This is a genomic window from Maribacter sp. C-4077 (genome assembly GCF_055378385.1).
In genome coordinates this window covers 577,507-601,832 of sequence record NZ_AP038807.1, presented here as the reverse complement: position 1 = coordinate 601,832, position 24,326 = coordinate 577,507, and the positions used below count along the sequence as shown (strand labels likewise).

Sequence of the window (24,326 nt, the reverse complement as noted above, 5' to 3'; positions counted from 1 at the left end):
TTAGGCCAGAAATGGTATTACTTCCTAAAGTTACAAAATTGGAGTTAAACGCCTATTTCAATAGATTTGGCTTCCTAATCTCAATATCCAATAGTTTGTTTCTACATACACATCCCTATGAACCTTTTCTTTTTGAAGGCGTAAAAAAATTGATCGTTGGTACCCTACCGCCACCAAGATTCACTACAGGAGCCCTAAGGGAGGGCGATGTGAATTTCTGTTATGGAAGCAGAGATGGACAGTTATGGCCTATTTTGAACGAAATCTTTAAACTGGACCTACTTTTTGAAACCTCTGAAAGGGCTATTGTGCAACGAAAGGAATTTTTGATCAGGAACAGAATAGGGATTTGTGATATTGTTGCATCGGCGGAACGAGAAAAAGTAGATGCCTCTGATTTGGGAATGCAAAATATCAAACTTAGAAACCTTCTCTTTTATTTGGAAAAATATCCTACCGTGGAAACATTGCTATTCACGGGGGGCAACAGTAAGAACGGCCCGGAGTACTTTTTTAGAAAACACTTGAAGGACCATGGATTGCAATTGAAGTTGAAATCGAATGAAGTTCCAAGGATACATGAATTTGTGCATCCTAAAACCAACAATGCAATTAAAACGGTATCCTTGATCGCACCATCCGGCGCTGCAAATCGCGCAGTGGGCAGTATTCCAGAATACAAAGAAATGAAAGCGGCCAACCCCAATTTTAATACAGTAGATTTTAGGGTGCTCCAGTACGCCAAACATTTCTAAACCCTTAAAACTAAAAAGAGCCTTGCTTTTGCGGCAAGACTCTTTTACGAGAACACTATATGAAAATGAAAAAATTATTTACTTGATTACGATGTAAAATTAAGTCGGTTTTTTGGCTTGGATTAATTATTGTTGTCAAAACTGTTGTTTTTGTGGTGAAGGAAATCTATTTTGTTATTTAAGCATTTTCGTGCTTTCAATTTCCATAGAATATCGATCTTTATGGATGTAGGAAGGAGGGAAGGCAATCTTATTAATTGAAAAAATTATTTGAAATATGCAGCAGTCGGAAAGATTGGAAGAATTTAAAAAATCCGTTGAAAATAAGTTCAATGTTTACAATAGTCTATTTCTAAATTTGCCATACAGTAATATCGATAATGTGGGCATGTTGATTCCTTTACTGATGGACCAATCTGAAAAAGGTCTAAAACAGGGCCTTAACCCAAGGGAAATATTGGATATGTTCTTCGAAAAGTTCGGTAGTTTGGAAACGGAAAAGGAAAAAATCGATTTTATGTTCCGTGTAATCCAGTATGTGGAACGCCAAGTAGTACTGTACGACAGTGTGGAGGATGCCGCTTTTCCAAAATTGCACAAACATTCCAGTTCATTGTCCTTGAAGGATTATTTTCAATTGGTGGAACGCAATGGGGCCTGGGACCAAATTGGTGAAAAACTGGATAATTTTAGTGCGCGCATTGTATTGACGGCGCACCCTACCCAATTTTACACACCGGCGGTTCTTGATATCATTACAAATTTACGGACGCTGATTCTCGAGGATCGTATCGATGAAATCGATGTGGCCTTACAACAATTGGGCCTTACCTCTTTGATAAATGCAAAAAAACCTACCCCGTTGGATGAGGCCAAGAACATTATTTACACCTTGAGACATGTGTATTATGATGCCATAGGTGACCTTTATTCCTATATAAAGGGAAGTACAGGTTCAAAGAAGTTCGAGAACCACAATATAGTAAAACTCGGGTTTTGGCCTGGGGGCGACAGGGACGGTAATCCCTTTGTAACCGCGGAAATTACCAAGGATGTCATGAACGAACTTCGTTTAAACTTAATGAAGTGCTACTATAATGACCTAAAGCGATTGCAGCATAAATTGACGTTTAAAGCCGTCCAAGATCCCTTGAACCAACTACGTTCCAATCTCTATACGGCCATGTTCGATAGTACCAAGGATGTTGGTTATGATGAAATTATAAATCCATTGATCCAAATACGCGAAGCCTTGATCGACAAGTACAACAGTTTGTATTTAAAGGACTTGGATAAGTTCATCGATAAGGTAAAAATCTTTAAGACCCATTTTGCGACCATTGATATCCGTCAAGATCACAGCATGCACACCAAGGTAATGACAGAAGTGCTGAAACAAAAAGAATTTATTAAAGAGGACTTGAACGAATTGTCCGAAGATGAACTGGTCAGGATTTTGCTTTATGAGAATTTTGAACTTTCGGCAAAGGATTTCTCCGAGGATATCGTAAAGGATACCATAGTCAATATTTCCCAATTGAAGACGATTCAGGAAAAAAATGGGGAGGAAGGATGCAATAGATATATCATAAGCAACTCCGAGGATATTTTCAGTGTGCTGTTTGTTTATGGATTATTCAGATGGTGCGGTTGGGCCGATAGAAAAATAACCTTTGATATCGTACCCTTATTTGAGACCATGTCAGGTATGGACAATTCCGAAACCACCATGCAGAAGTTGTTCGGTTTGAAGAAATACCGGGAACATGTTGCCAACAGGGGAGACAAGCAGACCATTATGCTTGGATTTTCAGATGGAACCAAGGACGGTGGTTACCTCAAGGCAAACTGGTCCATCTTAAAAACCAAAGAGTCTTTGTCAGGGGTCTGTGAAGAAAATGGTGTGGATGCCATTTTCTTTGATGGTAGGGGAGGTCCACCGGCTAGGGGTGGTGGTAAGACGCATCGTTTTTATGCGGCACAGACCAGCAAAGTGGCCAATAATGAAATTCAATTGACGATCCAAGGGCAGACGATCACCAGTACCTATGGCACCAAGGAGCAGTTTATTTATAACAGCGAACAATTGTTGACGGCCGGACTTTCCAATTCCATTCTAGGTAAGGAGATTACGATTTCCGATGCATCCAGGGCCTTGATCGAGGAACTTTCCGATTTGAGCTTTGAGAAGTACGACGCCTTAAAGCACCATGATAAATTCATGCCTTATCTGGAAAACATGAGTACCTTGAAATACTATACAAAGGCCAATATTGGGAGTAGGCCGGGCAAACGTGGGAACAAGGCAAAATTGGAACTGTCAGATTTAAGGGCGATTTCCTTTGTGGGTTCTTGGAGCCAATTGAAACAGAATGTTCCCGGATATTTTGGAATAGGTACGGCCCTTAAAAAATTGGAAGATGAAGGCCGATTCGATGAGGCCAAAAAACTATATGACGAGGTCCCATTTTTTCAGGCGTTGATGATGAACAGTATGATGAGCCTTTCCAAGTGTTATTTTGAACTGACAAGCTACATGAAGGAGGATAAGGAATATGGGGCTTTTTGGGAGATTTTATTGCAGGAGTACGAGCTTTCCAAAAAGATGCTATTGCAACTTTCCGGTATGGAAGTCCTCATGGAGAAGGAGGCCATATCCAGGGAATCCATAAAAATCAGGGAAGATATCGTATTGCCATTATTGGTCATCCAGCAATATGCGCTTCAGAAAATAAGCCAAGGGGCGGAGCAAAAGGAACTCTATGAAAAGATTGTAACCCGGTCACTTTACGGGAATATCAACGCGAGTAGGAATTCTGCATAAAACTAGGTTTAAATTCATAATACAAAATCCCGGCATAGCAGCCGGGATTTTGTATTATGATTATTCAGACAATTATTTTTTGTTCTGCTGGTCTTTTATTGTCTTTTCTTCGATATCGAATTTATTGGTATCGATTCTTGTATTGCCAGTCGGATTTGTAGGATTTTCCTGTTCCTTTGTTCGTTTAAATTTTCTTTTATCCTTAATTATTCCCATATTTTTTGTTTTCTTGATTCAACTAAAAGATAATAAATATGGGTCGAGAACTCCGTTAATGCCCCATTAAACCTTTGTTATTGGATGTTAAAGTCTTGAGAAATAGGTTCTAATTCAATTGGATAATAATTATTATTTCTCCTAATATGGTACAAATTTGTATCTTATTCTTTAGAACGACCAAATAGTCATCATTGCTTTCCATTTTTTTTGAATCTAGTTGTTTTGGAATTACTTGAATTGTTTACTAGTCTTTGAACCAGTATCTTATAACTTTTATATGAAATATCTATTTATCTTTTTCCTATTGATTTCAGGTTTCTTACAATCACAACGGCGCTCATCCGATAAAATACATATAGAGGGTATTATACTGGACGGATTTGGCTCTCCTATAAAAAGGGCCATTCTTTATAAGGATTCGGTTAAGACTTTTGTCCAAACCAATAAAAAGGGTGTTTTCAAAACAAAGATTTCAAATCAAACCAAAACGCTTTCTATATATTCAACTGAGCATGGAATGGCTACCCTGTTTTATGATGGGGAAGAGCGTGTAGAATTTGTTTTTCCCAAGGAGCATATTGTCTTAACGGAGCGTCAATTGGAGGATTTAGGATTCAATACTACCGCTTATAGAAAGGGAACCATTGACCCTTCAAGATTTGAGGATTATGCAGACATCTACCAATTGATAAGGGAAATGTTCACGGGTATAGTGGTCAATGGATCGGATATTGTCGTTAGGGGTAAAGGTTCTTTTGGGGATACTACACCGTTGTTTTTGGTAGATGATAGTTTTGTGCAAAGCATATCCTTTATAAATCCAGCGGAAGTCAAATCCATAAAATTATTGAAAGGTGAAGATGCGACGTTATATGGCTCAAGGGGAGCCAATGGTGTATTTCTAATATATTTAAAAAAATAGCCGTTAATTCATGGGTGTGCTCAACAGCGCATAAAAGGCTTGAATTCCGTAGGCAATCTGACCGATTTTTAGATTTTCGTTGGGACTGTGTTGGTTGTTATCAGGATTCACCAAGGGCACTAGGAATGCGGGAATCTGAAGTTCGTTCACAAAAGGGGCAATGGGTACCGTTCCCCCCATGATTCTGATCTGCACTACATCCTGTTCAAAAGTGTCCTTTAAGGTGTTTACAATGTGGTTTCCATAAGGATCGCTCAAATCTGTGCGAAAGGCATCGGTAACGGAACCTTCGGTTACCATGATTACTTTTTCATGCTTTAAACGTTCTTCCTTCGTTGGTACCGTGTCCGTTACGTAAAAACCTTGATCCCTGATAAAATCCTTCACCAATTTTTTGAGTCGGTTTCCATCCGATTCCGGTACCAATCTCAAATCCAATTCCACCGTGGCCAATGCTGGTACTATGGTCCGCGCTTCGGCACCTACCCAACCGGAGCCCAGTCCTCGGATGTTCAAACTAGGATATTGTAAGGATTCTTGGTAGAATGCCCCCACTTTATCGGCAGAATTAAATTGAAGTCTTTCTCTAATTTCGGTATCATTATCCGGAACACTTTTTAAAATAGTCTGGGTGTCTTCGTCCAAAACTATCCCATCGTAATATCCCGGGATGATGACCCTACCTGCGTCGTCCTTAAAGGAAGCCAATAATTTGGAGAGTATAAAACCCGGGTTTGGGGCATAATTCCCATAATGCCCGCTATGCTGCGGATGAATTGGGCCAAATGCTGTAAGTGACAAGGTGGTGATACCTCGGCATCCATAAACCACCGTAGGTCTGCCCGATGCGTGTACCGGCCCATCATTTATTACCAGAAAATCGGCCTCCAAAAGTTCGCGATAGGTTTTCACCGCTTTTGGTAAAGGGGCACTACTTTTTTCCTCCTCACTATCCAATATCACCTTTACGTTAAAAGGAAGGGTAACACCATTTTCCTTTAACAGGTCTATCGTATTCAAAAACATTACAATTGGCCCTTTGTCATCTGAAGTGGAACGGCCAAAAAGGCGCCAGTCGTAATTGATATCGGTATCCAAGGCATCAAAGGATTCTTTCTGCCATTGCCCTTCCTTATTGGACATTAATTCCAGAACGTAGGGGTTTTTCTGATTCCATTTGGACGCATCAACGGATTGGCCGTCAAAATGCATGTAAAAAAGTATGGTGGGTTTGGCATCGTCCATGGGGAGCGCTGCGAAGAATAGGGGCAGTCCTTCCGTTTCTAGAATACTCGTATTAAAACCACGGGCATTGAATTTATTCCGAAGCCAAATAATGTTATTATCTATATCTTCCGGATTTAGGGCATCATTGGGTAGGGCCACAAAATCCTTTAGTTCATCGATGGTTTTACGCACCTGGGATTTTAATTTGATGGAATCCTGCCCCAGAATATTGGTTATGGTGGCAATGAAAAATACGAAGGTTATAACGCTTCTTATCATATAGTAGTAGCTGACTAATTGAAAAAGTGAAGCCTAAAGATAGGGCTACCAATTGAAATGAAACTACTTTTTTAGTAGAGAAAGTACAATTTTCCGAAGCAACAATACATAAGGAAAACCATGTAAAAGTACATCGAACCAATCCATAATTGCCATTCCTTTGGCCCCTCCCAGTATCCACCGTATTTTGCCCCAAAGATGTGGTTCAGGAAAAAAGGGGGCCAGGCCAAGGGTCAAACATAAGAGTATAATGACCCGCCAATCGTTTATGAAGCTCATCGTATTTTATGTATAAAACTATGGATATTTCCTGTGCCATTTTCCGTTAGGAATTTAATAAAGGCCGACCCAATAATCGCTCCCTTGGCCTTGCGAGTGGCCTTTTCAAATGTTTCGGCATCCTTGATGCCAAAGCCTACAATTTGTGGATTAGCGAGCTTAAGCGCAGCTATCCGCTCAAAATAAGCTTCTTGTTCTTTACCAAATCCGGATTTTGAACCCGTAACACTTGCGGAACTTACCATATAGATAAACCCTTTGGAGGCTTTGTCAATTTGGCGGATTCTATCGTCGCTCGTTTGCGGGGTAATGAGAAACGTATTCAACAATCCATATTTTTCAAAAATCGCTTTGTAATCGGAATCATAGACATCCAAAGGTAAATCGGGCAAAATGAGTCCGTCGATACCAATTTCCTGGCATTTCTTGCAAAATTTCTCAACGCCATATTGAAGTACCGGGTTAAAATAGCCCATGATGATAAGGGGTATGGACACAGTTTTTCTTATATCCTTTAATTGATCGAACAGAACATCCGTTGTCATTCCGTTGTTTAAAGCTGCGGTGGAGCTCTCCTGGATAGTGGGTCCGTCCGCCAACGGATCGCTGAACGGTAGACCAATTTCTATCATGTCCACGCCGTTCTTTTCCAAATCCTCGATGATTTCTACTGTATCGTCTAGCGCTGGATATCCAGCGGTAAAATAGATGGACAATAGTTTCTTGTCTTCCCTTAATTTTTGTTGTATTCTGTTCATGAATAAGAGATATGAGATGCTAGAAATGATATGTTAGCTTTGTGGATATTGTTTGACCGGCATTATGGGTCTTACTTCTAATATCTTATGTCTAACATCTATATTTTAAAATAATCTATATACGTCTGTAAATCCTTATCGCCCCTTCCGGATAAACTCATGACTACCACATCGTCCGGCTTGAATTTTTTGTGCTGAAAAATGGCAAATGCATGCCCGGATTCGATGGCAGGAATGATTCCTTCCAATTGCGAGAGTTCCAGACCTGCCGTCATAGCCTCGTCATCGGTGGCGGAATAAAATTCCGCCCTCCCCGATACATACAAATGCGAATGCATGGGGCCAACCCCGGGATAGTCCAGACCTGCTGATATGGAATAGGGCTCCGTAATCTGACCATCCGCGGTCTGCATGAGCATGGTCTTACAACCATGTATAATCCCGATTTTCCCCAAGGCCGATGTAGCGGCACTTTCCCCGGAATCGATACCCTTTCCGGCCGCCTCTACGGCAATAATGCCTACTTCAGGTTCATCCAAAAAGTGGTAATAGGTCCCGGCGGCATTACTGCCACCACCTATACAAGCTACCACATAATCCGGGTTTTCCCGGCCTTCCTTTTCCTTTAACTGCCATTTTATTTCTTCGGAAATAACCGATTGGAAACGGGTTACCATGTCTGGGTAGGGGTGTGGCCCAATGGCCGATCCAATAATGTAATGGGTATCCACGGGGTTGTTGATCCAGTCGCGAATGGCCTCGTTCGTGGCATCCTTCAAGGTCTTGCTCCCGGAAGTAGCCGGTCTAACTTCGGCGCCGAGCATTTTCATACGGGCCACGTTGGGAGCTTGCCTGGCAATGTCGATTTCGCCCATATATACCACACAGTGTATACCCATTAGGGCACAAACGGTTGCCGTGGCCACACCGTGTTGCCCCGCTCCCGTTTCCGCAATAATACGGGTCTTTCCCAGTCTTTTGGCCATCAATATCTGGCCAACGGTATTGTTCACTTTATGGGCCCCGGTATGGTTGAGGTCCTCTCGTTTTAGGTAGATTTTTGCACCATGCTTCTCCGAAAGTCTTTTGGCAAGATATAATGGTGAGGGCCGCCCCACATAATCCTTTAAGAGCTGATGGAATTCTTTTTGAAAGGATTCCTCGTTCATGATTTCCAAATATTTTTGGCGTAGTTCTTCTACGTTGGGGTATAACATTTCGGGGATGAACGCGCCTCCAAATTCTCCGTAATAGCCTTTTTCATTTACGTGAAACTTCCCTCCGCTCCCAAATAGGGAATCATATCCAGATTTTTTCATGAGCTAATTTTTATTTCTTTTTTGCCTAATGCCTAACGCCTTTATAAATTCCTCTAATTTCTCAATATTTTTCAACCCTGGCCTGTCCTCGAATTTGCTGTTTACGTCAAGGACATGACAATATTTTGACTCGGGTGTTTGCAAAAACTTTTTAATTTCTTCCACATTTTCCGGCCCAATCCCTCCACTTAAAAAATAGGGTTTTTGGGATGGATAGTTTTTCAATAAAGACCAGTCAAAAGTATACCCGTTTCCGCCCGGAAGTTTTCCTTTGGTGTCAAATAAAAAATAATCGCAAACCTCTTCATATTCTTTTAGAACTGAAAAGTCAAACTTCTCTTTTACCGAAAAAACCTTGATACACCTGACAGGTTTTAAAAACCTGTCAGGTCTTCCGGTGTATTCTACAAGCTCCTTACAATATTCCGGGGTCTCATTTCCATGCAATTGCACCCCTTGAAGGTCATACTTTTCAATTTGGTCCAAAACATAGGATATATCCGCATCTACAAACACCCCAATTTTTTCTATGTCCGGTGGTATAGCTTTGATTTCCCCATCAAAATATCTCGCCGATGGTTCCCAGAATATGAATCCCAGATAATCGGGTCGTAAGGTGGCAACCTCCATAGGATTGTATTTCATACCGCAAATTTTAAGCCCCACCCCGGCCCTCCCCAAAGGGGAGGAAGTTTTGCTTGTGTTGTATTTGCTGGTATCCATATTTTTGTGATTCTCTTTCATTGAAGGATTTAGAGGAGGCTTTTTATAAACATTTCGGCACTCTTTCCTGGATTATCGGTCTTCATAAAATTTTCACCGATTAAAAAACCTTGGTATCCAAACTCCTTTAACGTTTTTATTGCTTCGATGGAGCTAATGCCACTTTCCGAAACCTTTACAAAGTCATCAGGTATCAATACCGATAGTGCCTTGCTTGTTTCCAAACTAACTTCAAATGTTTTTAGATTTCTGTTGTTGACCCCCAACATGTCCAAACTGGGCATGACCGATTTCTCCAATTCCTCCTGGTCATGCACTTCCAAAAGGACCTCGAGCCCTAGGGACTTGGCAAATTCGGATAGGTTCTTGATTTCTTCTCTTGAGAGAACGGCGGCAATCAATAAAATAACATCGGCACCATAGGCCTTGGCCTCCATGAGCTGATATTCATCGATAATAAATTCCTTCCGCAAGAGCGGGATATCCACCGAGGCCCTGGCCAACAAAAGATCCTCAATAGAACCTCCAAAATATTTTATATCCGTTAGTACGCTCATTCCGCACACACCAGCCCTTTGATAACCTTGTGCTACTTGTCCCACATTGGTATTCTGGTTGATGGTGGATTTTGAAGGAGAACGTCTTTTGTGTTCCGCTATAATACCGGTTTCACTGTTACGTAAAGCTTCAGCCAAAGAATTGCAGTTTCTATCAAAAAGAACCGATTTTTCAAACTGTGCTTTAGGTAGTACCGATTTTTTCAAAGCGACTTCCTTGCGTTTATCCGCCACTATTTTATCCAGAATATTCATTAATACATTTTTGATACATGGTTTAAAAATCGATTAGAAAAGTATATATTTTAACATCTAACATCTAACATCTAACATCTAACATCTAACATCTAACATCTAGCATCGGCTTATTTCCTGTAATTTCTTTAATGCCGATAGTCCTTTGCCACTTTTTAGGGATTCCATGGCCAATTCAAATCCCTGTTTTGGGGATACCCCATTGACCGTACTTATAGCGATTCCCGCATTGGCACATACCACATTGTTTTGTGCTTCCGTTCCCTTGCCGTTTAGAACGTTCAAAAATATTTGTGCCGATTCCGGTATGTCCTCGCCTCCTTCAATTTCCGTGGCTTTCACTTCAGATACACCAAAGTCCGAAGGCTTTAGAATATTCTCGGAACCATTTGATATGGTCTTTGTTTCGCCGGTCAGGCTTATTTCATCATACCCATCCAAGGCATGTAAAACCGTAAAGTTCTTGTCAGTATTTTGATATAGATAGCCGTACATTCTAGCCAATTCCAAATTGAATACCCCCACCATTTGGTTCTTTGGAAAGGCCGGATTTACCATGGGCCCCAACATGTTGAAAAAGGTCTTTACCGCCAATTCCCTTCGAATTGGCGCAACATTTTTCATGGCCGGATGAAAGAGTGGTGCATGAAGCACACAGATTCCGGCCTCATCGATGGATCTTCGAAGGAAGTCGGGCTCGTTACTGAATTTGATGCCCAAGAATTCCATGACATTGCTGCTACCGCATTTAGAAGAAACCCCATAATTTCCATGTTTGGTCACTTTTACACCGGCTCCAGCGGTAACGAAGGAGGCCAAAGTGGAAATATTGAACGTGTCCTTGCCATCTCCTCCGGTTCCACAAAGATCGATCGGGTTGTATTCTGATAAATCGACGGCCAAACAAAGGTCCAGCAGCGCATCACGGAATCCCTCCAACTCTTCAATAGTGACGCTTCGCATCATGTACACTGTCAGAAAGGCCGCGATCTGACTGGTGTTGTAATCGCCCTTGGCGATGTTGACCAATATTTGCTTGGCATCCTCTTTTTCAAGGATTTCGTGATTGATGAGTCTATTTAGTGTTTCTTTCATAAGCCCCTCCCAACCCTCCCCAAGGGGGAGGGCTTTTTTTATTGTTTTATGTTGGTTAGACCTGTCAGGTTTTTAAAACCTGACAGGTCTAAAAATCTTATTTCTTTTTCTGGCCGTTTAACCAGTTTTCTAATATCTTCTTTCCGTTTGGAGTTAAAACCGACTCTGGGTGGAACTGTACCGCCCTGATATCGTAAACCTTATGTCTTAGGGACATAATTTGTCCAGTTTCATCAAGGGAGGTTGCTTCCAAACATTCGGGTAATTTAGGGTTCACCACCCAAGAATGATACCTTCCTATTTCTATTTCCGTTTCAAGTCCATCGAAAATATAGTCATCAACAATAATATTTATTTTAGTAGCCACTCCATGGTAAACCTGGTCCAAATTTATAAGGGATCCCCCATAAACCTCCCCTATAGCCTGTTGACCTAGGCATACCCCAAAAATCCGTTTGGAGGGGCCATATTTTTCAATAATGGGTTTTAATAGCCCTGCTTCATCCGGGATACCCGGACCGGGTGAAAGTACTATTTCCTGATAGTTATCCACTTCCTCCAAGCTAAGTTGGTCATTTCTTTTTACGATTACTTCGCGGCCCAAATCCTCAAGATAGTGTACAAGGTTGAAGGTAAAACTATCGTAATTGTCTATCATTAAAATCTTCCGTGCCATTTAGATAGTTTCAGCAATTTCTAGGGCCTTGTTTAATGCGCCCAATTTGTTATAGGTTTCTTGAAGTTCATCATTTGCATCGGATGCGGCTACGAGCCCTGCACCGGCTTGGAAATGAAGTTCATGGTTTTTACTGAGGAAGGTTCTGATCATAATGGCGTGGTTAAAGTTTCCGTTAAAATCCATAAAACCAATGGCTCCGCCGTAATAACACCGACTGGTTTTTTCATACTTTTCTATCAGTTGCATGGCCATATGTTTTGGCGCACCGCTCAAAGTGCCGGCCGGAAAGGTATCGGCAACTATTTTCAACGTTGAAATATCCGGTTTTTTCATCCCAGTTACCTTTGAAACCAAATGGATTACATGTGAAAAATATTGTACTTCCCGGTAGGTGTCTACTTGGACCAAGTTTCCATTTCTGCTCAAGTCATTTCTGGCCAAATCCACTAACATGACATGTTCACTGTTCTCCTTATCATCCTGGGCTAATTTTTTGGCGAGTTCCGCATCCTTTTCGTCGTTTCCGGTACGTTTGTAGGTACCGGCAATGGGATGTATCTCGGCCTTTCCCTCCTTAACAATAAGTTGGGCTTCAGGGGAGCTTCCAAAAATCTTGAAATCGCCATAATCAAAAAAGAACAGATAGGGTGAAGGGTTTATAGAGCGTAAAGCCCTGTAAACGTTAAACTCGTCCCCTTTGAATTTTTGGGAGAACCTTCTGGAAAGTACCAACTGAAAAACATCGCCCCGTTTACAATGCTTTTTGGCCAGTTCCACATGTTCCTTGTACTCTTCATCCTTCAGGTTGGTTTTGGCATCGCCTTCCTTGGAAAAATTATAGGATGCAAATGTGCGAACGTTCAATAGTCTCTCAATCTCGGCAATGTTGTTTTCGGATTCAAAACAGTGGGCAAAGATGTAGGCCTCGTTCTTAAAATGGTTGATGGCGATTACATTCTTGTAAACGGCATAAAAAATATCCGGAATTTCAACGGAATCTGGTTTTTTGGAAATTTCAACATCCTCAAAATAGCGAACGGCGTCGTAGGCCATAAAACCAAAAAGACCGTTTGTAATGAACTTAAAATCCTGTTTTGTGGTGTTGAAACTTTTTGCGAATGTGTCCATTTCATGGATGACATCCACATGGGCATCGATTTCAACCTTTTCCTTGGAACCATCTGGAAACTCTTTTGAAATACATTCATTTTGAACCTTGATGGAAGCAATGGGATTACAGCAGATATAGGAAAAACTGTTATCGTTGGCATGATAGTCGCTACTTTCCAGCAAGATGCTGTTGGGAAACTTATCCCTTATTTTTAAGTAGACGCTTACGGGGGTTATGGTATCCGCAAGAATTTTTTTTGAGAATGTCTGAATTTTAAATGACATGATACGATTGAAAATTAAAAAAGGCCTGTCGTGATGACAAGCCTCTATATTTTTTACATGGAGAACCAGCTCACGAATACCGTCGTAAGTTGTTCCACCACCAGATATTTTTTGTTACTAACATGGGTGTAAATATAGAAAGGAAAATGAAAGTCTCAAATTTTCTTTAAAAAAAATCCCTCAAGAAAAACTTCCCAAGAGATTTTAATATAAAATAGGTGTCTTACATTTTATAAGGCCAAGTCAACAACCAAATCAAACTCATCGTAAATTGCCTTGTCTCCCAGATTGTCAAAAAAGCTTCCGGAACCATAACGAACGTCATACTTTGCCCTGTCTACCTTTAGGGTAGCGGTGGCCTTATTTTCGTAAATAGAAACCACAAAGGTTACAGGATTTGTCTTTCCTTTGATGGTCAAGTCTCCCTTCACGGAATAGGAGTTCTTGTTCATGGATTCTGCGGAAGTGATTACCAAATTTGCGGTGGGGTGGTTTTCAACACCAAAGAAATCGTCAGATTTTAAGTGTCCTTCCAATTTTTCCTTTCCTTCACCTGCGGCCATGTCCAAGTTGGTAATGGAAGTCATATCCACCACAAACTCACCGCCCGTTAGTTTGTTGCCGTCCATTTCCAAATGGCCGGATTTAAGGTTGATCGTTCCTTCGTGGGAACCGGTCACTTTATACCCTTTCCAAGTAATTTTACTTTCGCTAACGTTCACTTCTTTCTTCTCTCCGTCGATTGGGGAGTTGGCCGTTGCGGAAAATCCGAATACTAGAGCCAATCCAATGCTTAAAACTGATTTTTTCATGTTTCTAATTTAAATGTTTGAATACTAATTTTTGTTTATAAATGGGTGAATAATCTTTCTTTTGGGTAACGAACTTTTGGTAGGTGCTGGGTTTCATCGGATGACGCCCTGTAGCCAATGGCCAATACGACCGAAGCATTTAGGTTGGCTTCCTTCAGCCCCAATATTTCATTGTACTTTTCATTCTCAAAACCTTCAATGGGGCAAGTATCAATTTTCATGGAGGCGGCCACGGTCATTAAATTACCAAGGGCCAAATATACCTGCCTGGCCGTCCAGCTATTTTTGTGTTCATTGGGGAGTCCCATTAGTTTTGACTTCATAAAATCCGAATACCCTTTAACGGCTTCGTGGGTAATGCCCCGGGTCAGAACCACATTGTCCAAATAGTCGTCTACCAAATCCTCACCAAAAGAATTTTTGTTGGCAAACACGATGACATGGGAGGCATCCGTTATTTGTGATTGGTTCCATGTGACAGGTTTTAATTTTTCCCTGAGTTCTTTATTTTCGATTACGAAAATATGGTAAGGTTGGAGGCCATAGGATGAGGCGCTCAGTCTAGTTGCTTCCAAAAGTGTTTCCAAATCCTCCGAATTAACCTTCTTGGTTGTATCGAATTTTTTGGTAGCATAGCGCCAATTCAAATCATGTATAATGTCCTTCATTTCCTTAAAATTTATCCAATAGACTATTTAACTCTTTTAACTCGGTCGTAGAAAAGTTCTTAAGAATGTCCTTTTCCATTTCAAATTTTATGCCATCGATTTCATTTAAAACATCCAAACCCTTTGTAGTGATTTTGATTTCTACTTTCCTTCTGTTCTGCGGACATATTTTTCTGATGACATAATCTTTGGCCAACAATTTGTCAACCAACCTTGTAGTATTGCTCATTTTCGTGACCATCCTTTCATTTATGGTGGATAGGTTGGCAGGCTTATTTTCCTGGCCCCTTAAAATGCGCAACACATTGAACTGTTGAATGGAAATTCCAAAGGGTTTTAACGAGGCCGACATCATTTCATTGATCTTGTTGGTAACCAATGTCAGATGGATGATGGTCCTCGCTTCCAAGGGAATTTCTTTTTTTGTTTTTATGATTTTCTCAACGTTCATGTACAAACAATATTTGTATATACAAATGTATGTTGATTCAAAGGAATTATCCTAATCCAACCGATTTAATTTTTTGTTAAAATTATTTTTGACCGATTTCAAATAGATCCGTTATTTTTGAAAAAAACTATTATGGCAGACTTATCGCAAGAGGAATGGGCCTCTAGGCTAGAGCAGGACGACAATGCAATCATTTTGGATGTACGTACCGATACCGAAGTTGAGGAAGGGTTTATACCCAATTCGGTCAATATCGATATTTACAAAGGTCAAGGATTTATAGATGAACTTGAAAAGATGGACAAATCAAAGAACTACTACGTTTATTGCAGGTCCGGCAACAGATCTGGTCAGGCATGTGCCATAATGAACAGTCTCGGTTTTGAAAACGCCTTTAATCTGGAGGGAGGATTTATGAATTGGGAAGGCGAAGTGGCCGAGTAAAATGGATTTAAATTCTTAACTTGGAGACCCGTATCTAGCGGGTCTTTTTTATTCTATCATGCGCGAAGACCTGTTGCACTACATCTGGAATTTTAAAAAGTATCCCCAACAGGGATTAAGGACCACGAATGGGGATAATCTCTCCATAATCAATACAGGTTCCCACAATCATTTGCGTGGCCCCGATTTTTTTAATGCCCAGGTACGGATTGGAGATCAGCTTTGGGCGGGGAACGTTGAAATCCATATAAATGCATCGGACTGGTACGCGCACCATCATGAGAAGGATTCGAATTATGATAATGTTATACTACATGTTGTTTGGAACGATGATATATCGGTATACCGTAAAGATGGTACGGAAATACCTACCTTAGAACTAAAAAATCGAATAGATACCCATTTGATGGCAACATATCGGGAACTGATGAAGGCCAATTCAGGGAAATTTATCAATTGCGAAAAGAACATTGCAGAAATCCCGGAATTCGAATTCAATAATTGGCTGGAGCGTATGTTTCTGGAACGCTTGGAGGAAAAATCCAAGGTAATCGAGAATCTTCTTCAAACCTTTAAAAATGACTGGGAAAAAGTATTGTTTACCTTGTTGTTGAAAAACTTCGGCTCAAAAATAAATGGAGACGCCTTTTTCCAGTTAGGCCAGAATTTGGATTTTGCCAAGGTAAGGCACTTACTGGGTAAACCCTTGGAATTGGAAAGCTTGTTATTTGGGATGGCAGGGCTATTGGAATCTGAAGAAGGGCTAGACTTTTATTATAAGGAACTGCAGACTACATACAGGTTTTTAAATGCCAAATATGAATTGGGGAATATTCCAATTTCAAACGTTTCCTTCTTTAAATTAAGACCGCCAAATTTTCCAACCATACGCTTGTCCCAATTTGCGATGTTGTATGCCTCTTCCCATAATTTGTTCCAAGACCTAATACATATTCCTGAAATCGAACTTTATGGCCTCTTCAAGGTAAAGGCCAGTTCCTATTGGGATACCCATTACAATTTTGGCAAGGAATCCCAAAAGTCGCCCAAAATTATATCGAAAAGTTTTGTGGACCTTTTGATTATAAATACGATTATTCCCTTACGGTTCTGTTATTTCAGACATAAGGGCAACTACAATTCAGATTCCTTACTTTCCATAATGAAAGATTTAGGCGAAGAAAAAAATGGTGTCATTGGGAATTTCAAACTTTTGGGCGTTCATGTGGGTACGGCTTTTGAAAGTCAGGCAATCCTACAACTGTACACTAATTATTGTACCAAGAATAAATGTCTTGACTGTGCCGTTGGGAACAGATTATTGAATTTAAAATCCTAATTTTACTTTTATGGACATTTTATATAATTTGTTGCATTATCTTCAGAAAAGGGGTTTTGAGGTATGTAGAAGGATTGCGGACCGACTCGGAATTAGGGCAAGGGTGGTACGAACTTCCTTCATTTACCTGACCTTCGTAACCCTTGGATTTGGATTTGCCCTGTACTTGTTTTTGGCATTTTGGTTAAAGATTAAGGATTTGATCTATACCAAAAGAACTTCCGTATTTGATTTATAATCATGATAAAGCTCTTTCGTTCCAAACTATATGTAGCCCTATTATTAATGGTAGTGGTCCTATTTTTTGGGGTTTTGGGATACCGGTATATAGCCGATTATTCATGGATAGATGCTCTCTACATGACCATAATTACGGTGACGACAGTTGGCTTTTCCGAAGTACGCCCCATGGATATCGAAGGAAAGATTTTCACCGTCGTCCTAATAGTCACCAGTGTTTTTATCTTTGGTTTTGCCATTTCCGTTATAACGGAATATCTTTTGAGTAGAAACAGTCCGCAAAAATTAAAATTGAAAAAAGTGAAAAATACGATCGATAAATTATCAAACCATGTAGTAGTCTGTGGTTTTGGTCGAAACGGAATGCAGGCTGCAGAAAGGCTAAAAGCCTACAAAAAGCCGTTCGTAGTAATCGAACGGGACAAGGAGCTTTTGGAAAAATACGATGACGATATTCTTTTTATGGAGGGAGATGCCAACGAAGATGAGGTTTTGCTAGCGGCAGGAATTGATAGGGCAAAATACTTGATTGTCACCTTGCCGGACGATGCGGCCAATCTGTTCGTGGTGCTTTCGGCACGGCAATTAAATACCACCCTTTTTATAATTAGCAGGGCTTCCCAGGTAACCTCTCAACGGAAACTACAGTTGGCAGGAGCCAATAAAGTGATAATGCCGGATAAAATAGGGGGGGACCATATGGCCTCATTGGTCGTTATGCCCGATCTTATAACGTTTATGGATAAACTCTCCGTGGAAGGGGAGCATACAACGAATCTGGAGGAAGTTGCCATCGAGGATTTTTCCGATCAGATGGATTGTAGCTCCTTAAGAGATTTGGATTTGCGCAGAAAAACCGGGTGTACCATCATTGGATACATCGCACCTGATGGCGAATATATAATAAATCCGGAAGCAGACCTTCCGTTACAGCCAAAAAGTAAGGTGATTGTTTTGGGCCGGCCAGAGCAAATTCGAAAGTTGAACGAAATGTTCCATATTGAGTTGAGTTAATTCAACGTTATAATTTGATTGGGTTCATTTTTTTTGTGATATTGCCAAACTAACTAACTAAAAAATCCAAAAAAGAATATGAAGTATAGACTTCTGAGTTTTTGTACGTTCCTATTACCACTTATATCCATGGCCCAAGAGGCCCAAGAAATTGGAATAGATGAAAAAATTGATCAAGTTTTCGGAGATCTTACTGGTTGGTTCGTAAACTTTATTTTTTATCAAATACCTTTTTCTGAGAACATAAAAATTTATTGGGTATTGTTTCCACTTATTCTTGGTGCAGGTTTTTTTACATTTTACTTCAAATTTATCAATTTCACTGGTGTGTGGACTGCCATAAAGGTGGTAATGGGTAAGTATGAGGATATTGAAAAATACGGTGCCAAGGAATTATATGGGGAAGAGGGTATTGCCGCAGGTGTAGATATGAACAAAGTGGAAAGTTTGGACAAGCACTTGGCAGACAACAAGGATGAAATTGTGGTTGACGGAGATATTCTGGATACCATAAGGGATGAGAGTTCGAGTGGGGAAGTTTCCCATTTTCAAGCACTTACTGCGGCGCTATCTGCAACAGTAGGTTTGGGAAATATAGCTGGTGTTGCCGTGGCAGTTTCAATAGGCGGTGCAGGTGCGACTTTTTGGATGATTATAGCCGGACTTTTGGGAATGGCCTCCAAATTTGTGGAATGTACCTTGGGAGTTAAGTACAGGGACGTAGGTAAGGATGGAACCATATTTGGTGGTCCTATGTATTATTTAAATAAAGGTTTAAAAAACAAAACTTTAGCAAAAATATTGGCTGGTGCTTTCGCTATAATGTGCATTGGTGGTTCATTTGGTGGGGGAAATATGTTTCAAGTGAATCAAGCGGTACAGCTCTTTGAAAATATGACCGGAGGTACGGAATCTTTCTTATATGGCTACAGATGGGCCTTCGGTGTTGTTATGGCCATCTTGGTCGGTATTGTAATAATAGGAGGTATCAAATCCATTGCCAAGGTTACGGATAAAATCGTTCCGTTTATGGTCATTATTTATGTGGGTGCATCTATTTTCGTCCTTGTGGCCAAATTTGATATGATCGGTTGGGCCTTTAATGAAATTATCCAAGGGGCCTTTGCACCTGTAGGAATTGTTGGTGGGGCAGTGGGTGTTATGATCCAAGGATTTAGACGGGCCGCCTTTTCCAATGAGGCAGGTGTTGGGTCAGCTTCAATTGCCCACTCTGCAGTTAGGACAAAATACCCTGCCTCCGAAGGCCTTGTTGCTCTTTTGGAGCCTTTCATAGATACTGTGGTAGTATGTACAATGACCGCTTTGGTACTTATCATTACTGGAAATGTAGATCCAGGTAATGCTGGGTTGAACGATGCAGATGCTATCTTATTGACTTCCGGTGCTTTTGGTTCCGTTATTAGTTGGTTCCCCTATGTATTAACGGTGGCCGTGGTCCTTTTTGCCTTTAGTACGCAAATTTCTTGGTCTTATTATGGTTATCAGGCGTGGGCATATCTTTTTGGGAGAACTAAGAAAACGGAGTACACTTATAAAATCATTTTTTGTTTATTCGTTATCGTGGGAGCATCCGCGAGTATGAGTTCCGTAATTGGGTTTTCAGATGCCATGATTTTTGGTATGATGGTGCCTAATATGATAGGGATAGTAATCTTGGCGCCAAAAGTAAAAGGAGAGTTAAAAAGATACATGGACGCAATAAGGCTCAAAGTAAAAGCAGTTACGGAATAGTGATTAATTGAATAACATTGAGAAAATCCCACATAAAGTTTACAAAACAAGAGCGAAGTGGGATTTTCTTTTTGTTGTTGATCATCATCATTGTTCAAGGTGCCTTTTGGTTTTACAAGCGGTCTTCCAGTGTGGCTACCCATTCTTTACATCTGGATAAGGAAATCCAAGGTAAGATAGATGCGCTTAAAGAGGAAACCAAAAAGCGGGATAATTTGGTGATATTCCCCTTCAATCCAAATTTTATTTCGGACTATAAAGGCTACACCTTGGGGATGTCTGTAGAGGAGATAGATCGTCTTCACGAGTTCAGGGAGCAAAATCGGTTTATAAACAACACGGAAGAATTTCAAGAGGTAACGGGGGTTTCGGATTCTCTTTTGAATAGGCTGTCACCATATTTCAAGTTTCCGGAGTGGGTCAAAAATAGTGGCATCACTGATAGGAATCCCAAGGTTATCGAAAAAAGTAAGATCCCCCTTGATATTGCGCTGAAGGATTTAAACCAAGTTACCGTTCAAGAATTAATGGAGATACGCGGTGTAGGAAATTTACTTTCTGAAAGAATCATAAAGTTCAGGGACAGATTGGGCGGGTTTTTGTTGGATGATCAATTGTACGATGTTTTTGGACTGGAACACGAGGTTGCCGCACGTGTCATTGAAAGATATAAGGTATTGAAAGCACCAGAAATTGAAAAGGTCAACATCAATACCGCCAGCGCACGGGAATTATCTAAAATAGGCTATATTTCTAGAAGCCTCGCTGAGGGAATTGTCAGGTTTCGGGAAGAGAACGGCGAAATAACTTCCTTCGATGAATTGCGACAAATCGAGAATTTTCCAACCAATCGGATAAATAGATTTCCTTTATATTTGTCGCTCAAAAAATAAAGCTATGGAGAATATGTACTTCACTGAAGAACATCTTTTATTTAGGCAAAGCCTAAAGGATTTTTTGCAGAAAGAAGTAGTACCGCATATTGAAAAATGGGAGCAGACCGGTACCATCGAAAGATTTATTTGGGAGAAGTTTGGCGAAATGGGATATTTTGGCCTCGCTACACCGGAAGAAGATGGCGGTTTAGGCCTGGATCTTTTTTATACGGTTATATTTTTAGAGGAACTGCAAAAGATAAATTCCGGTGGTTTCGCGGCCGCAATGTGGGCACACGCTTATCTGGCCATGACGTATTTGAACAAGAGGGCAAAAGGGGATATCAGGAAAAAATATCTTGAGCCCAGCGCGGTTGGTAAATTGATCGGTTGTCTTGGTGTAACTGAACCCTATGGCGGAAGTGATGTCGCGGGTATGAGAACCACGGCGATAAAAAAGGGCAATACCTATGTAATAAACGGGTCAAAAACATTCATTACAAATGGTGTTTATGGAGACTATATTATCCTGGCAGCCAAAACGGACGCTTCGGCAGGGAATAAAGGGATTAGTATTTTTGTCGTCGATAGAAAAGCGGAGGGCGTAACTGCAAATAAGCTTAACAAACTAGGATGGAGGGCTTCGGATACCGCCGAGCTAGCATTCGACAATGTTGAAATCCCTGAAGAAAATTTATTGGGCGAGGAAGGTATGGGATTCTCATATATTATGGAAGCCTTCGCACTCGAACGTCTTGTTATGGGAATCAACGCACATGCAAGGGCGGAATATGCCTTGGAATATGCCTTGCAATATATGTCCGAACGGGAGGCGTTTGGCAAGACCATCGATCAATTTCAGGCTTTGCGTCATAGGATCGTGGACCTTCATGCCGATATGGAAATTTGTAAACATTATAATTATTTTGTGGCAGGCCGATTGGACAAAGGGGAATACGTTGTAAAGGAGGCGACCATTTCCAAGCTTAAATCCACAAAAATGGCCGATGAGGTCGCTTATGAATGCCTGCAATTTCTGGGTGGTTACGGATACATTGAGGATTACCCCATGGCCCGTTTGTTACGGGATAGTAGATTGGGCCCTATTGGTGGTGGAACCTCTGAGATATTGCGGGAAATTATTGCAAAGATCATCATAGATAAAAAAGAATATCGGCCTACAACGAATTAATGACAATTTCCTGTTCAAATTAGGCATTAATGTTGTCCATGTGAAATTAGTTATTATCTTTGCGGCCTTAATCACAAAAGAAAGGAGGTTGTAGCCCATGTTAATAATACCAGTTAAAGAAGGAGAAAACATAGATAGAGCTTTAAAACGTTTCAAAAGAAAGTTTGACAAGACAGGTACAATGAGGCAGTTGAGAAAACGTCAGCAGTTTACCAAGCCTTCCGTAGAGCGCAGAGCCCAAATACAGAAAGCACAGTATATTCAAAGTCTAAGGGACCAAGAGGAAATTTAGACTTTTATACATACAGCATTAAATCCCGCACTTTGCGGGATTTTTTGTTTTTGACGTTTTCTTCTCGGTAATTCCTAACTTTGGTATATGCACTTAAATCAATTCACGGACTATCTCGCCCTGGAAAAAAAGTATTCCGTTCATACGGTACAGGCCTACGGAACCGATCTTATTGAATTTCGGGATTTTTGTGAATCGGAATATTCCATTGGGGATATCGATGATGTCGCCTATACCATAATAAGGAGTTGGATCGTGTCCATGTCCGATATCGGCATTTCAAACCGTACGATCAATCGAAAAGTTGCTTCTTTAAAAGCTTATTATAAATTCCTTCAAAAGATTGACATACTACAGGTGAGTCCTCTTTTGAAGCACAAGGCCTTGAAAACCCCTAAAAAATTGGAGACGCCTTTTTCTGAAAATGAGATGCAACAAGTTTTGAACGAAATTCCGTATTCCAAGGATTTTGACGGTTTGCGGGATCAGCTCATTATCCATATTCTTTATACTACGGGTATCCGAAGGGCAGAATTGGTAAATATTAAAGTAAAGGATATAGATCTTGGGGAGAAAACAGTAAAGGTTTTGGGAAAAAGAAACAAGGAACGGATCATTCCCCTATTACCGGAGACGATACGTTTTATTGACGATTATCTAGCTGAACGAAACACAATCGCCGAAGCTAAAAATACCGACTATCTATTCTTGACCAATAAGGGCAATAAAATATATGAAACCCTTGTTTATAGAATTATAAATAAGTATTTTAGAAAGGTTTCCGCTAAGGTTAAAAAAAGCCCTCATGTTCTTAGGCATACCTTTGCAACCCATCTATTGAATAAGGGAGCCGATTTAAATTCGGTGAAGGAATTACTGGGGCATGCAAGTTTGGCCTCAACTCAGGTTTACACGCATAACAGCATAGCGGAACTCAAAAGAATACATGCTTCTTCCCACCCTAGAGGGAAAAACAAATGATTGTTAAATCCGGTCCCTGGTCTAGATAAAGGGGCGTTCAAATTTTTTAGCTTATGAAAGTAAACGCACAATCCGTGAATTTTAATGCAGATATTAAACTGATAAATTTTCTGCAAACCCGTTTGGATAAGTTGGAGACGTTTTATGATAAGGTCATAAGTTCCGATGTTTATTTAAAGGTGGAGAATACCAGTTCCAAAGAGAACAAGATTGTGGAAATTAAGTTAAATGTTCCAAAGAACCATTTCGTAGTAAAAAAGCAGTGCAAATCCTTTGAGGAAGCGGTAGATACTGCATGTAATTCCTTGGAGCGTAAATTGATCAAGAACAAGCAAAAATTAAGGGCACATGCTTGATTAAAATTTTTCGAAATTTATTTTGAAAAAACAAATAAATCTATACATTTGCAGTCCGTTAGAAATAGCGGACTTTTTTGTGCCGAAAAAAGCATTAAAAGTGCCGATGTAGCTCAGCTGGCTAGAGCAGCTGATTTGTAATCAGCAGGTCGTGGGTTCGAGTCCCTCCATCGGCTCTTGAAATAGTGAAAAAGCATCAGGATGCAACCAAAAAGCGATTAAAAAATGCTTTTGTTTGTTGGGGCGAGAAGTTTATCCTGGGCGAAGTCGAAGGAAGTCCCTCCATCGGCTCCAAAGTTCTTAAAATACTGATAAGGCGGGGAGATACTCAAGCGGCCAACGAGGGCAGACTGTAAATCTGCTGACTATGTCTTCGCAGGTTCGAATCCTGCTCTCCCCACATAGCTTTAGCATCGGTATTAAATTGAAATTTTGAAATTAAACAAGCGGGAGTAGCTCAGTTGGTAGAGCGTCAGCCTTCCAAGCTGAATGTCGCCGGTTCGAACCCGGTCTCCCGCTCAAAATAAACTGGAAGCCCTTTTTAATAGGTCTTAAGTTTATACAGGGTTATGTTGGGACGGAATTTTGTCCTGGCCCTGTTTTCTTGACTTTATAGTCATTCCT

27 protein-coding genes and 3 tRNA genes are annotated in these 24,326 nt (G+C 40.6%); 17 read left to right on the top strand and 13 right to left on the bottom strand.

What is annotated here, in order from left to right; all coding sequences use genetic code 11:
* Window positions 1-95: 95 nt before the first annotated feature.
* Together ACZ41C_RS02655 and ACZ41C_RS02650 are read left to right on the top strand one after the other, a co-directional pair.
* Window positions 96-755 carry a uracil-DNA glycosylase family protein gene (locus ACZ41C_RS02655; protein ID WP_464564124.1) on the top strand — a complete coding sequence of 220 codons (660 nt, stop codon included), beginning with the start codon at window positions 96-98 and terminating at the stop codon, window positions 753-755.
* A 277-nt stretch (window positions 756-1,032) separates the two neighbouring features.
* Window positions 1,033-3,579, top strand: coding sequence for a phosphoenolpyruvate carboxylase (locus ACZ41C_RS02650; protein WP_464564122.1), 2,547 nt, complete (start codon window positions 1,033-1,035; stop codon window positions 3,577-3,579).
* 72 nt (window positions 3,580-3,651) lie between these two features.
* On the opposite strand, the gene ACZ41C_RS02645 is transcribed toward ACZ41C_RS02650, so the two are convergent.
* A complete protein-coding gene (locus ACZ41C_RS02645; protein ID WP_162850221.1) occupies window positions 3,652-3,795 on the bottom strand; it encodes a hypothetical protein in 144 nt (47 codons plus the stop codon).
* A gap of 280 nt (window positions 3,796-4,075) precedes the next feature.
* Here ACZ41C_RS02645 and ACZ41C_RS02640 point away from each other — a divergent pair, with 280 nt between their 5' ends.
* Window positions 4,076-4,720, top strand: a complete 645-nt coding sequence (locus ACZ41C_RS02640; protein WP_464564120.1) for a TonB-dependent receptor plug domain-containing protein — start codon at window positions 4,076-4,078, stop codon at window positions 4,718-4,720.
* A 3-nt stretch (window positions 4,721-4,723) separates the two neighbouring features.
* Here ACZ41C_RS02640 and ACZ41C_RS02635 read toward each other — a convergent pair whose 3' ends face one another.
* The 12 genes from ACZ41C_RS02635 to ACZ41C_RS02580 all read right to left on the bottom strand — a co-directional run bounded on the left by ACZ41C_RS02635 (window position 4,724) and on the right by ACZ41C_RS02580 (window position 15,217).
* The gene (locus ACZ41C_RS02635; RefSeq protein ID WP_464564118.1) at window positions 4,724-6,226 is read right to left on the bottom strand and encodes a M20/M25/M40 family metallo-hydrolase; all 1,503 of its coding nucleotides are present in this window, start codon (window positions 6,224-6,226) and stop codon (window positions 4,724-4,726) included.
* A gap of 63 nt (window positions 6,227-6,289) precedes the next feature.
* Window positions 6,290-6,505 (bottom strand): hypothetical protein, encoded by a 216-nt coding sequence (locus ACZ41C_RS02630; RefSeq protein ID WP_138259538.1) that lies wholly within the window; start codon window positions 6,503-6,505, stop codon window positions 6,290-6,292.
* Entirely contained in the window at window positions 6,502-7,263 is a 762-nt protein-coding gene (gene trpA, locus ACZ41C_RS02625) for a tryptophan synthase subunit alpha (protein WP_464564116.1), read from the bottom strand. The genes ACZ41C_RS02630 and trpA overlap by 4 nt, the downstream gene beginning before the upstream one ends.
* A gap of 98 nt (window positions 7,264-7,361) precedes the next feature.
* Window positions 7,362-8,582 (bottom strand): tryptophan synthase subunit beta, encoded by a 1,221-nt coding sequence (gene trpB, locus ACZ41C_RS02620; RefSeq protein WP_138259540.1) that lies wholly within the window; start codon window positions 8,580-8,582, stop codon window positions 7,362-7,364.
* 3 nt (window positions 8,583-8,585) lie between these two features.
* On the bottom strand, window positions 8,586-9,326 hold the full coding sequence (locus ACZ41C_RS02615; protein WP_394347777.1) for a phosphoribosylanthranilate isomerase: 741 nt from the start codon (window positions 9,324-9,326) through the stop codon (window positions 8,586-8,588).
* A gap of 8 nt (window positions 9,327-9,334) precedes the next feature.
* Window positions 9,335-10,117 (bottom strand): indole-3-glycerol phosphate synthase TrpC, encoded by a 783-nt coding sequence (gene trpC, locus ACZ41C_RS02610; protein ID WP_464564114.1) that lies wholly within the window; start codon window positions 10,115-10,117, stop codon window positions 9,335-9,337.
* Between the two features lie 99 nt (window positions 10,118-10,216).
* The gene (gene trpD, locus ACZ41C_RS02605) at window positions 10,217-11,212 is read right to left on the bottom strand and encodes an anthranilate phosphoribosyltransferase (protein WP_464564112.1); all 996 of its coding nucleotides are present in this window, start codon (window positions 11,210-11,212) and stop codon (window positions 10,217-10,219) included.
* Between the two features lie 97 nt (window positions 11,213-11,309).
* Window positions 11,310-11,888 carry an anthranilate synthase component II gene (locus tag ACZ41C_RS02600; protein WP_154920742.1) on the bottom strand — a complete coding sequence of 193 codons (579 nt, stop codon included), beginning with the start codon at window positions 11,886-11,888 and terminating at the stop codon, window positions 11,310-11,312.
* Window positions 11,889-13,286 (bottom strand): anthranilate synthase component I family protein, encoded by a 1,398-nt coding sequence (locus tag ACZ41C_RS02595; RefSeq protein WP_138259544.1) that lies wholly within the window; start codon window positions 13,284-13,286, stop codon window positions 11,889-11,891.
* Window positions 13,287-13,516: 230 nt separating this feature from the next.
* Entirely contained in the window at window positions 13,517-14,098 is a 582-nt protein-coding gene (locus tag ACZ41C_RS02590) for a YceI family protein (protein ID WP_464564110.1), read from the bottom strand.
* 35 nt (window positions 14,099-14,133) lie between these two features.
* Window positions 14,134-14,766 carry an NAD(P)H-dependent oxidoreductase gene (locus tag ACZ41C_RS02585; RefSeq protein ID WP_464564108.1) on the bottom strand — a complete coding sequence of 211 codons (633 nt, stop codon included), beginning with the start codon at window positions 14,764-14,766 and terminating at the stop codon, window positions 14,134-14,136.
* A gap of 4 nt (window positions 14,767-14,770) precedes the next feature.
* The gene (locus ACZ41C_RS02580) at window positions 14,771-15,217 is read right to left on the bottom strand and encodes a MarR family winged helix-turn-helix transcriptional regulator (RefSeq protein ID WP_138259547.1); all 447 of its coding nucleotides are present in this window, start codon (window positions 15,215-15,217) and stop codon (window positions 14,771-14,773) included.
* Between the two features lie 132 nt (window positions 15,218-15,349).
* Between ACZ41C_RS02580 and ACZ41C_RS02575 the strand changes: the two genes are divergently transcribed.
* The 14 genes from ACZ41C_RS02575 (at window position 15,350) to ACZ41C_RS02510 (ending at window position 24,221) form a co-directional block, all read left to right on the top strand.
* On the top strand, window positions 15,350-15,661 hold the full coding sequence (locus ACZ41C_RS02575) for a rhodanese-like domain-containing protein (RefSeq protein ID WP_464564106.1): 312 nt from the start codon (window positions 15,350-15,352) through the stop codon (window positions 15,659-15,661).
* Between the two features lie 58 nt (window positions 15,662-15,719).
* Window positions 15,720-17,000 carry a DUF2851 family protein gene (locus tag ACZ41C_RS02570; RefSeq protein WP_464564104.1) on the top strand — a complete coding sequence of 427 codons (1,281 nt, stop codon included), beginning with the start codon at window positions 15,720-15,722 and terminating at the stop codon, window positions 16,998-17,000.
* A 10-nt stretch (window positions 17,001-17,010) separates the two neighbouring features.
* A complete protein-coding gene (locus ACZ41C_RS02565; RefSeq protein WP_138259550.1) occupies window positions 17,011-17,238 on the top strand; it encodes a PspC domain-containing protein in 228 nt (75 codons plus the stop codon).
* 2 nt (window positions 17,239-17,240) lie between these two features.
* The gene (locus ACZ41C_RS02560; RefSeq protein WP_138259551.1) at window positions 17,241-18,254 is read left to right on the top strand and encodes a potassium channel family protein; all 1,014 of its coding nucleotides are present in this window, start codon (window positions 17,241-17,243) and stop codon (window positions 18,252-18,254) included.
* Window positions 18,255-18,332: 78 nt separating this feature from the next.
* Complete coding sequence (locus ACZ41C_RS02555) at window positions 18,333-20,006, top strand: alanine/glycine:cation symporter family protein (protein WP_464564102.1); 1,674 nt, start codon at window positions 18,333-18,335, stop codon at window positions 20,004-20,006.
* Between the two features lie 17 nt (window positions 20,007-20,023).
* Window positions 20,024-20,899 carry a ComEA family DNA-binding protein gene (locus tag ACZ41C_RS02550; protein WP_464564100.1) on the top strand — a complete coding sequence of 292 codons (876 nt, stop codon included), beginning with the start codon at window positions 20,024-20,026 and terminating at the stop codon, window positions 20,897-20,899.
* 4 nt (window positions 20,900-20,903) lie between these two features.
* The gene (locus tag ACZ41C_RS02545; protein ID WP_464564098.1) at window positions 20,904-22,073 is read left to right on the top strand and encodes an acyl-CoA dehydrogenase family protein; all 1,170 of its coding nucleotides are present in this window, start codon (window positions 20,904-20,906) and stop codon (window positions 22,071-22,073) included.
* Window positions 22,074-22,170: 97 nt separating this feature from the next.
* The gene (rpsU, locus tag ACZ41C_RS02540; protein WP_138259555.1) at window positions 22,171-22,365 is read left to right on the top strand and encodes a 30S ribosomal protein S21; all 195 of its coding nucleotides are present in this window, start codon (window positions 22,171-22,173) and stop codon (window positions 22,363-22,365) included.
* Between the two features lie 87 nt (window positions 22,366-22,452).
* Window positions 22,453-23,346, top strand: a complete 894-nt coding sequence (locus ACZ41C_RS02535) for a tyrosine-type recombinase/integrase (RefSeq protein WP_464564095.1) — start codon at window positions 22,453-22,455, stop codon at window positions 23,344-23,346.
* Window positions 23,347-23,399: 53 nt separating this feature from the next.
* Window positions 23,400-23,702, top strand: coding sequence for a ribosome hibernation-promoting factor, HPF/YfiA family (gene hpf, locus ACZ41C_RS02530; RefSeq protein ID WP_138259557.1), 303 nt, complete (start codon window positions 23,400-23,402; stop codon window positions 23,700-23,702).
* A 102-nt stretch (window positions 23,703-23,804) separates the two neighbouring features.
* Window positions 23,805-23,878 (top strand) — tRNA-Thr (locus tag ACZ41C_RS02525).
* A gap of 9 nt (window positions 23,879-23,887) precedes the next feature.
* Window positions 23,888-24,058 (top strand): hypothetical protein, encoded by a 171-nt coding sequence (locus tag ACZ41C_RS02520; protein WP_464564093.1) that lies wholly within the window; start codon window positions 23,888-23,890, stop codon window positions 24,056-24,058.
* Window positions 24,021-24,102, top strand: a tRNA-Tyr gene (locus ACZ41C_RS02515). Before ACZ41C_RS02520 ends, ACZ41C_RS02515 begins: the two co-directional genes overlap by 38 nt.
* Window positions 24,103-24,148: 46 nt before the next feature.
* Window positions 24,149-24,221: transfer RNA gene (locus tag ACZ41C_RS02510), tRNA-Gly, on the top strand.
* Window positions 24,222-24,326: the final 105 nt, after the last annotated feature.

Bases quoted from the DNA above. Each gene is read 5' to 3' on its own strand.
- ACZ41C_RS02560 (WP_138259551.1), top strand. From the start codon at position 17,241: ATGATAAAGCTCTTTCGTTCCAAACTATATGTAGCCCTATTATTAATG.
- ACZ41C_RS02645 (WP_162850221.1), bottom strand. From the start codon at position 3,795: ATGGGAATAATTAAGGATAAAAGAAAATTTAAACGAACAAAGGAACAG.
- trpD (WP_464564112.1), bottom strand. From the start codon at position 11,212: ATGAAAGAAACACTAAATAGACTCATCAATCACGAAATCCTTGAAAAA.
- ACZ41C_RS02595 (WP_138259544.1), bottom strand. From the start codon at position 13,286: ATGTCATTTAAAATTCAGACATTCTCAAAAAAAATTCTTGCGGATACC.
- trpA (WP_464564116.1), bottom strand. From the start codon at position 7,263: ATGAACAGAATACAACAAAAATTAAGGGAAGACAAGAAACTATTGTCC.
- ACZ41C_RS02585 (WP_464564108.1), bottom strand. From the start codon at position 14,766: ATGAAGGACATTATACATGATTTGAATTGGCGCTATGCTACCAAAAAA.
- ACZ41C_RS02565 (WP_138259550.1), top strand. From the start codon at position 17,011: ATGGACATTTTATATAATTTGTTGCATTATCTTCAGAAAAGGGGTTTT.
- ACZ41C_RS02630 (WP_138259538.1), bottom strand. From the start codon at position 6,505: ATGAGCTTCATAAACGATTGGCGGGTCATTATACTCTTATGTTTGACC.
- ACZ41C_RS02580 (WP_138259547.1), bottom strand. From the start codon at position 15,217: ATGAACGTTGAGAAAATCATAAAAACAAAAAAAGAAATTCCCTTGGAA.
- trpC (WP_464564114.1), bottom strand. From the start codon at position 10,117: ATGAATATTCTGGATAAAATAGTGGCGGATAAACGCAAGGAAGTCGCT.
- ACZ41C_RS02590 (WP_464564110.1), bottom strand. From the start codon at position 14,098: ATGAAAAAATCAGTTTTAAGCATTGGATTGGCTCTAGTATTCGGATTT.
- rpsU (WP_138259555.1), top strand. From the start codon at position 22,171: ATGTTAATAATACCAGTTAAAGAAGGAGAAAACATAGATAGAGCTTTA.
- ACZ41C_RS02650 (WP_464564122.1), top strand. From the start codon at position 1,033: ATGCAGCAGTCGGAAAGATTGGAAGAATTTAAAAAATCCGTTGAAAAT.
- ACZ41C_RS02640 (WP_464564120.1), top strand. From the start codon at position 4,076: ATGAAATATCTATTTATCTTTTTCCTATTGATTTCAGGTTTCTTACAA.
- ACZ41C_RS02575 (WP_464564106.1), top strand. From the start codon at position 15,350: ATGGCAGACTTATCGCAAGAGGAATGGGCCTCTAGGCTAGAGCAGGAC.
- ACZ41C_RS02555 (WP_464564102.1), top strand. From the start codon at position 18,333: ATGAAGTATAGACTTCTGAGTTTTTGTACGTTCCTATTACCACTTATA.
- ACZ41C_RS02635 (WP_464564118.1), bottom strand. From the start codon at position 6,226: ATGATAAGAAGCGTTATAACCTTCGTATTTTTCATTGCCACCATAACC.
- ACZ41C_RS02600 (WP_154920742.1), bottom strand. From the start codon at position 11,888: ATGGCACGGAAGATTTTAATGATAGACAATTACGATAGTTTTACCTTC.
- ACZ41C_RS02535 (WP_464564095.1), top strand. From the start codon at position 22,453: ATGCACTTAAATCAATTCACGGACTATCTCGCCCTGGAAAAAAAGTAT.
- ACZ41C_RS02570 (WP_464564104.1), top strand. From the start codon at position 15,720: ATGCGCGAAGACCTGTTGCACTACATCTGGAATTTTAAAAAGTATCCC.
- hpf (WP_138259557.1), top strand. From the start codon at position 23,400: ATGAAAGTAAACGCACAATCCGTGAATTTTAATGCAGATATTAAACTG.
- trpB (WP_138259540.1), bottom strand. From the start codon at position 8,582: ATGAAAAAATCTGGATATGATTCCCTATTTGGGAGCGGAGGGAAGTTT.
- ACZ41C_RS02545 (WP_464564098.1), top strand. From the start codon at position 20,904: ATGGAGAATATGTACTTCACTGAAGAACATCTTTTATTTAGGCAAAGC.
- ACZ41C_RS02615 (WP_394347777.1), bottom strand. From the start codon at position 9,326: ATGAAAGAGAATCACAAAAATATGGATACCAGCAAATACAACACAAGC.